Raw genomic sequence first — 7,820 nt, 5'->3', positions numbered from 1 at the left:
CGCCGGCGGTTCGGTCCGCTCGATCTCGGTTTCGAAGTCACCGTCAGCAAGCGCCAGCGAGAACTCCGAGAGCGTGGCAGCGAACACGCTGTAGTCGTTGCCGCCCGTCTCTATCTGGGTCTGTTCCTCGATGAGGCCGTACTCCTGAAGCCACTCGACCCGTCTGTATACGGTCGGTTGTGACATCTCACACTGGTCGGCAAGCTGTTTCGCGGACATGGGTTTGACACTCGTTGCTGCGAGGATGTCCCGGGCATACTCGTCACTGAGCAGGTCGAGGATGTCGCCCACGGCCGGGTCCTCACTCACGTACTGGACCAACGCCCCGTCCCTGAATAAAAGGTCCCGTCAGTTTCCGAGTCAGAAGTCAGCCGCGTCAGAGAAGGGCGCAGTGTCAGCGGAGACCAGCGCGGTCAGGGCAGTTCCTTCGGGTGAAGGTGGGGCGAGGGAGGGGACCAGTTCAGGGCGGCGTGGCCCACATTCCTCCCCAGGGTGGAACCCCGGGGAACCTTCGGCAGTGTGGTGGACAGACAGCGGCTATCGCCGGAGGGCACTGGTGGCACGGTGTTGTTAGGGCCGCTGCACTCGAAGTGAGGAGTGGTTCCATAATATAACGTGCAGTCGAACTTCTGACCCAGAAAACGGCGGCTTGATATGCCAGCGTGGGTGTTTCACTCGCCACTGGGACAGCCGATTGACTGGCCGACTGTGACGAGTCGGTCCGCGGACACACCCTCACCGCGAATCGTGTATCGGTACCGCTCACAGCTCCACGACACTGACGTTGTCAGCCCGTAGCTGACCTGTGCTGGTTGCCCGTCGATTGTCACCCCCTCGTTGGCGCTCTCTCCGACAACCGGCCGGTCGTACTTGGCAACGGTGATCAGACTGGTTCGGTTCATGTAGCGGAGGCCGACGCTATGGATCTGTCCCTGTGTCTGGGTCGCGTAGGTCAGTTCATATCCCGGCGGAATGTCGGGCTTTGGAACCTGAATCTCGGTGTCGGCTTCGAGCGCGCCGACGGATTCGTAGGTCTGTCTCTCGGGCGTCTCCGGGACAGTGACGGTGGTGCCGTCAGGGAAGTCGGGGGTAAAGACGTCATCGGACACACCAGTGTCGTAGGTGACGTTCGTATGCGTCGTCGTCACGACTGTTCGCTCACCGTCAGCCGTCCACGCAGTGCGCTTTTTCACCGGGAAGAACTGCTCTGTGTCTACCCAGATCGTCTGCTCGTAGGCCGTGGTGTCGTCTTTCGGTGCCACGTGGATGACGTACGTCTCACGCCCATCGATTGCTTCAGTACCGCGGTAGTTGACGGTCATTGAGCCGGCGGACACGGTCGGCCGCTGCTCACCGCGGGGAACGACGGGCAACGGCTCAACCGACGGCGAGTCGGCTGTCGTGTCGGCTGCTGTAGACACGTTGAGATTCGCAAACAGGCGCTGCAGCCGCTCACCCTGGTCTGAATTCGTCTTGCTGAGAGAGATGCGTGTCGCGTTCGCGCGGCGCTGGTCGTACAGCCACAGCATCGACCCGTTCGACACCCAGCGGTCATATCGCTCGACGGTGCTGTTGACGACCGCCAGCCGTTTCTTCTGGGTTCCCGGCTGGAGCGTGGCATCGTAGGTTGTCCGACTCGCGACCGTCCCGTTTCGGGTGATAATCGTCGTCTGTGTCGCATTGATGCCGTCTATCGCCTCGTAGCGTTGCTGTACGTCCGCGTCGATCTGAGGTTGGTCGGCGGTCCCGGTACTCGCGAATGCGAGCGACCAGATCGCAACAGCCAGTACACCAACGACGACCACCGCCGCGATGGTGAGTACCAGCCGTTCCGATGTGAGATGTCGAGTGACCATCTGTGGGGTTCAGGGCGGGGGCTGCCCGACGCTGTGCGCTCAGCTTGCGCGACAGTGTTACGTATCACATTATCGGCATCATAAGTAAAAGCATCTGTCTACCCCGGTCAGTAGTCGCCGAGCACGCCGAGCCGTCTGGCTCGCCTGGTCGTATACTGAAACACGACGTACCCGAGTAGTACGTAGCCGAGCGGGACACCGACGAGAAGGCTCAGATCGACGGCCGAGAACTGCCAGAGTCGGGTCCCGTCGACCATCGCTCGCTGCAGCAGTGCACTCCCGTGAGCCAGTGGCAGGACCCGTGTCCAGCCGAGTTCGAACACGGGCGCGGAGATGAGGATGATGAACCCGAACTGGAGCAGATTGAGCCAGTTGCCGATGCGCTTGTACAGCACCGCGACGCCACCCGCCGCGAATCCCAGGCCCAGCACCGACGCGATGGTCAGCGACGCAACCACGACGACGGTAAGGACGTTCAACTGGAGCGTCGTCCCGGTGATTGCCAGCATCACCGCCAGCACGACCGTCGAGGTGATGAACGTCCGGACGACTTTCGCGACGCCCTTGCAGAACGCGACCGGTGCGAAGCCAAACGGCGTCATGACGTGGCGTTCGAGCGTCCCCCACTGGGCCTCGCTCCCGATGTCGTTCGAGATGGACTGGTACGCGCCGACGGAAAGCGACCACAGAAAGTAACCGACGATGATGCCCTCGATAGAGTCTGTTATCGCCTGCCCGGCGAGCATCCGGCCGCCGTAAAACAACAGGCCGAAGAAAAACACCGAAATGACGATGCCGCCGACGGCGTTAGCCGGATAGCGGACGAAGATGAGGTACTCGCGGTACAGCACCGCCCGTGCGAGGTCGAGATAGCCCGCTTGCATGGCGGCATCGACAGTCGAAGTATCGGCACTGTCACCGCTGTCTGCGTGCGTGTCGGTGCTCGCAGTCATCGTCTCGGCCCCGCCTCCGCCTCCGTCATCGTTTCTGCCCCGTGATCTCGACGAACACGTCCTCTAAATCCGGTTCGACCGTGCCGACGCTGGTCAGCGTCACGTCGTGGTCCCGACACAGGGTCAGCAAGCGGTAGAACCCGTCGCTGTCGGTCGTCACCTCGACGCGCCGACCCCGCTCGACGGTCCTCACGTCGGCCACCTCGAAACGCTCCCGAATCGTCGCAAGCAGGTCGTCGGTGATGTCGGGACTGGTGACGGCGAAGGCGTTCGCGGTGAACTGGTCGAGCACGGCCGGCACGCTGTCGTCTGCGATGATCTCCCCGTCGTTCATGATGATGACTCGGTCACAGACGTCTTCGATGACGTCCATGTCGTGGCTGCTGACGACGGCCGTGAGGTCGCGCTCGTCGACGATACGGCGCAGTTCCCGTCGCAACGTCAGCGAGCTTTCCACGTCCAGTCCCAGCGTCGGCTCGTCGAGAAACACCAGGTCGGACTCGCTTGCCAGCACGCTCGCCAGCGACACCTTCTGTTTCATCCCGCGAGAGAGGTCCCGGACCGGCTCGTCGGCCTTCTCCAAGAGATCGAGTTTCGCCAGTAGCCGCTCGTGACGGTCGGCGACGGCAGCCGGCTTGACGCCCTTGATGGTCGAGAAATAGCGCAGGTTCTCCCGGACGGTCAGCCGCCAGTAGTCGTTTCGTGCGCCTTCGAGCATCCCGTCGACGTGGCGGTAGGCCGCCCGCGGGTGCTCGCTCATGTCGATATCCTGGATACGGACGCTCCCGGCATCAGGCAACACCAGCCCGAGAATCGATTTGATCGTCGTCGTCTTGCCCGCCCCGTTGGGTCCCAGCAGGCCGACAACGGTGCCCTGCTCGATGCGAAACGACACGTCGTCGACGGCCGTCACCGCATCCGCACCACTGCCGAACTGCTTGGACAGCCCCTCGACAGCGAGTGCAGGCGTCGCTCCGTCCCGCGGCGAAGTCGACTGCTCGGCGGTCCGCGAATCCCGCCGGGGCGGGTGCTGGGATGACATTACCCACACTGAGGGCTTCAGAACCAAAAGACCAGTCACGTCCCGTGGTGGGCCTGCCGCCGGTGTCGTTTCTGTACCCGGTCTCTCTCTTGCCTGTTCAGTCGGGTTCGAGGCCCGTCACCTCGAACCGTGCGCCGCCGGCCTCGCTTTCTGTCACTGTGACAGTCCACCCGTGGACCTCGGCGATCCGCTGCACGATTTTGAGCCCGAATCCGGTCCCGTCCTCGCCGGTCGAGTACCCCCCTTCAAACACCTGTTCGCGCTCGTCCGGCGGGATGCCCGGCCCGTCGTCGGCGACGTAGAAGCCGTGTCGGTCGGTGTCTTCGACTGTCCCAACTCGCACAGTTACGTGCTCCCCGTCGCGGTCCGCGGCACAGTCGGACGGTGTCTGAGCGCTTGCGGCCCCGTGTTCGACGCTGTTCCGCAGGAGGTTCGATAACAGCCGGCGGAGTTTCGCCGGGTCAGCCCGTATCTGACGGTCGGCTTCGACGACAAGCGTCGCCCGGTCTGCCTCGACGGTCTGCCAGCACTCGTCGACGAGACTCGCAAGCGTGATGTATTCGAGGTCGGTCGCCGTCTCGCCGGCGCGTGCAAACGCTAGGAGGTCTTCTATCAGCGCTCGCATCCGCTCGTGGGCACGTGAGACCTTGTCGAGTGCATCGCTGTCACGTTCTGCTCTGGCCAGCTCAAGATTCCCTTCCGCGACTGTCAGCGGGTTTCGGAGGTCGTGACTGACGATGCTGGTGAACTCGTCAAGGCGCTCGTTCTGGCGTTCCAGCCGCCGCTCGTATGCCCTGCGCTGGGAGATGTCCCGTCCGATACCCACGGTTCCCGCTATCGCTCCGTCAGTGTCTGTCAACCGGGTGCCGGCAAACTCGTACGGAATCCGCTCGCCATCGGCAGTCAGAATCTCGGCTTCGACAGTTACCCGGCCGGTAGTTCGCGTCTTGTCTATCGCCGCTTCGATTGCGTTGTGCTCGTCATCAGGGAAGAAGTCAGCGACCGCCATATCGCCGATCTCGTCGTCACTGTATCCCGTGACTTCGGGGATGCGCTCGTTCCACCGCCGAAGGCCACCGTCCGCGTCGATGACGTAGAACAGGTCGTCAAGCGTATCCAGCGCCTGGTCGATGAACTCGCGTTCTTCGCGGAGCTGGCGGTCACGGTCGAGACGGTTAAGCGCCGCCGTCGCGTGGACCGAGAGCGTCTGTGCGAGTGTGACGTCCGTGTCGTCGAACGCACTGACCTCGCTCGACCCGATGAGGAGGACGCCGTGGTCCCCGAGCGGAAGGATGAGTTCGCTTCGGATGTCCGTCTCCGGATTGTATCGGTCCGGGCTCGACGTGATATCGTCGTGGATTCGGGCCTCGCCGGTTTCGAAAGCCTGCCACGCGAGCCCTTCTCCGGCCTCGAACACCGGAGGCGTGCCGATGAGCTCCTCGACCTGTTCGGTCCAGGCGACCGGAGAGAGACTGTCGCCGTCGGCGAAGTGGACCGCGTTGGCTGGCATATTGAGAATAGTCCGGGCTGTGTCCACTGTGACTCGGGCAACCGCATCCGCAGTCGTGGCTCGCATGAACGCCCTGGCAGTGGAGTGTAGTTCTTCGATAGCGCGCTCGCGCCGCGTGTTCTGTGTGTGCTCGATGTCGTCAGCTGTCCGCTCGACAGCGTCGACGACGGTATGTGCGAGTCGTGCGTACGGTTCGGCGCCGCCGTCGGCCCGGAGGTACTCGGTGACGCCGGCGGAAATCGCGTCGCTGGCGGCTGCTTCGCTCCCCTCACTGGTGAACAGCACGAACGGCAGGTCTGGCGCTCGTTTGCGGACCGCGTCGAGGAACTCGACGCCAGTCTGCTCCGGCAGGTCGTAGCCGGCGACGACACAGTCGAACGCGTCGCTGTCCAGCCGTTCGATGCCGTCGGCAACGCTCGTCGCTGTCTCGACCGTGATGCCACAGTGCTCCTGTTCTAGCGCACTCGTGGCCGCTTCGACGACAGCCGGGTCGTCGTCGACGTGGAGAACACGGATCCGGTCGGTCATTGCCTTCTAGCAGTGACAACTCCCCTATACACCTTCGGGCGTGAGTATCTCCGTTGAAAATCGGATGACGCCAGCTACGCGTCGTCCAGTTCCGCCTGCCACTCCTGTACCTTCGCCATCAGTTCGACCGGCGGTGTCTCGTTGACATCTAGTTCCGTCAGCTCCGACAGAACAGCCTCGGTTTCCGGGTCGAGCGACGCCGCTGCCGCGTCGCCCTTGGCGGCTTCAGCCGCGGACCCAGCGGAGGCGTGCTCGGGGTCACCGTCGGTCGCCACCGGTTCAGCAGTCGACCCGGCCGACGCGTCCCCCGACTGGACCGTGCCGTCCCTGAACTGCCCCGAATCCAGATCGAACACGGCCTGTGTCGTCCCCCCGTCGTTCCCCTCGCTACCCCGAATCTCGATAGCCTTGTCGTCGCGCAGACGGTCGAGGACATCTTGTGACCGGTCGACGACCGGCTCGGGAACCCCGGCGAGGTCGGCGACGTGGACGCCGTAGGAGCGGTCGGTCGGGCCGTCTCGGACCGTTCGGAGGAACGTCACGTCGCCGTCGCTCCCGGCGGAGCGCGGTTCGCCGTCGACCGCGACGTGGACGTTCTCGACGGTCGGCAGCTCCTCGCCCAGCGCCGTCAGCTCGTGGTAGTGCGTCGCAAACAGCGTCTTCGACTGGATGGAGTTGACGATGTACTCAGTCGCCGCCCATGCGATTGAAATGCCGTCGAAAGTAGCCGTCCCGCGACCCACCTCGTCCAGTATCACGAGTGATTCTTCGGTGGCCGAGTGGAGGATGTTCGACAGCTCCTGCATCTCGACCATGAACGTCGAACGGCCCTGTGCGAGTTCGTCCAGTGCGCCGACGCGCGTGAAGATGCCGTCGACCATCCCGACCGTCGCCGACCGCGCCGGGACGAAACTGCCTACCTGGGCAAGGAGCGTTATGAGCGCGGCCTGGCGCATGTACGTCGACTTCCCGCTCATGTTGGGGCCGGTGACGATGAGGAACTGCCGGTCGTCGTCCATGTAGAGATCGTTCGGGACGAACTCCGTGGTCTGCTCGACGACCGGGTGCCGGCCGGCCTCGATAGACAGTTCGTTGCCCTCGACGACAGCCGGTCGGGTCCAGTCGTTCTCGACGGCGTGGACCGCAAGCGACGCGAACGCGTCCAGTTCCGCCAGCGCCCGGCCCACGTCCTGCAGCAGCGTCGCGCGCTCGGCCACCCGCTCCCGGAGTTCCTGAAACCGCTCGTACTCCATGTCGTGGCGACGCTCCTCCAGGCGCAACACGTCCCGTTCTTTCTCGTCGAGTTCCGGCGTCGTGTAGCGTTTGGAGTTCTTGAGCGTCTTGACGTGCTGGTACGCATTGGGGACCGCGTCAGTCTCGCTCTTGCCGACCTGAATGTAGTAGCCGTCGGTCTTGTTCCGGTCGACCGAGAGGTGGGTAATGCCGGTCCGCTCCTTCTCGCGGTCCGGCAGCGTCTCCAGCCACTCCAGGGCAGCCTCGTGCTCGTCGATGATTGCATCGAGGTCGTCGTCGTACCCTCGCGTGAACAGCCCGCCCTGGCGCACCGTTCCCGGCGGGTCTTCGACGAGGGCATCGTCGAGTTCCGCGGCCAGCGTGTCGGCCGCCTCGCGGTCGGCTCCGTCGAGGGCGTCGGCAAGCGGCGACTCCGCCAGCCGCTCGGTCTCGGCAACCGCGTCGGCGACCTGTCCCAACAGTGCCAGTGTCTCCTGAACCGCCCGCAGGTCCCGGGCGTCCGCACTCCCGGAAGTGGCTCGGGCGGCCAGCCGTTCGAGGTCGTAGGCGTCCGACAGCGTCTCCCGAATCCGCTCGCGGGCCATCGCTGACTCCGCCAGCGCCGCCACGCAGGACTGTCGGCGCTGGAGTTCGGCCCGGTTCCGCCGAGGCCGCTGGAGCCACTGCTGGAGCAGTCG

General features: G+C 64.2%; 6 protein-coding genes. All 6 read right to left on the bottom strand.

What is annotated here, in order from left to right; translation table 11 throughout:
• Positions 1 to 309 (bottom strand): ArsR/SmtB family transcription factor (locus C437_RS05345; protein ID WP_049919629.1); only part of this gene is annotated, 309 nt, incomplete at its 3' end.
• Between the two features lie 362 nt (positions 310 to 671).
• On the bottom strand, positions 672 to 1,856 hold the full coding sequence (locus C437_RS05340; RefSeq protein WP_004515876.1) for a LolA family protein: 1,185 nt from the start codon (positions 1,854 to 1,856) through the stop codon (positions 672 to 674).
• Between the two features lie 107 nt (positions 1,857 to 1,963).
• On the bottom strand, positions 1,964 to 2,809 hold the full coding sequence (locus C437_RS05335; RefSeq protein WP_004515875.1) for an ABC transporter permease: 846 nt from the start codon (positions 2,807 to 2,809) through the stop codon (positions 1,964 to 1,966).
• A 25-nt stretch (positions 2,810 to 2,834) separates the two neighbouring features.
• On the bottom strand, positions 2,835 to 3,851 hold the full coding sequence (locus tag C437_RS05330; RefSeq protein WP_004515874.1) for an ABC transporter ATP-binding protein: 1,017 nt from the start codon (positions 3,849 to 3,851) through the stop codon (positions 2,835 to 2,837).
• Positions 3,852 to 3,948: 97 nt separating this feature from the next.
• Positions 3,949 to 5,889, bottom strand: coding sequence for a hybrid sensor histidine kinase/response regulator (locus C437_RS05325; protein ID WP_004515873.1), 1,941 nt, complete (start codon positions 5,887 to 5,889; stop codon positions 3,949 to 3,951).
• 74 nt (positions 5,890 to 5,963) lie between these two features.
• Positions 5,964 to 7,820, bottom strand: a 1,857-nt coding sequence (mutS, locus tag C437_RS05320) for a DNA mismatch repair protein MutS (RefSeq protein WP_004515872.1), incomplete at its 5' end; no start/stop codon positions are given.

This window comes from Haloarcula vallismortis ATCC 29715 (assembly GCF_000337775.1).
Lineage (GTDB): Archaea > Halobacteriota > Halobacteria > Halobacteriales > Haloarculaceae > Haloarcula > Haloarcula vallismortis.
The sequence above is the reverse complement of the archived record's forward strand: the minus strand, read 5'-3'. Positions and strand labels throughout refer to the sequence as shown.

Coding starts and splice junctions, on each gene's coding strand:
- C437_RS05340 (WP_004515876.1), bottom strand. CDS start 1,856: ATGGTCACTCGACATCTCACATCGGAACGGCTGGTACTCACCATCGCG.
- C437_RS05335 (WP_004515875.1), bottom strand. CDS start 2,809: ATGACTGCGAGCACCGACACGCACGCAGACAGCGGTGACAGTGCCGAT.
- C437_RS05330 (WP_004515874.1), bottom strand. CDS start 3,851: ATGTCATCCCAGCACCCGCCCCGGCGGGATTCGCGGACCGCCGAGCAG.
- C437_RS05325 (WP_004515873.1), bottom strand. CDS start 5,889: ATGACCGACCGGATCCGTGTTCTCCACGTCGACGACGACCCGGCTGTC.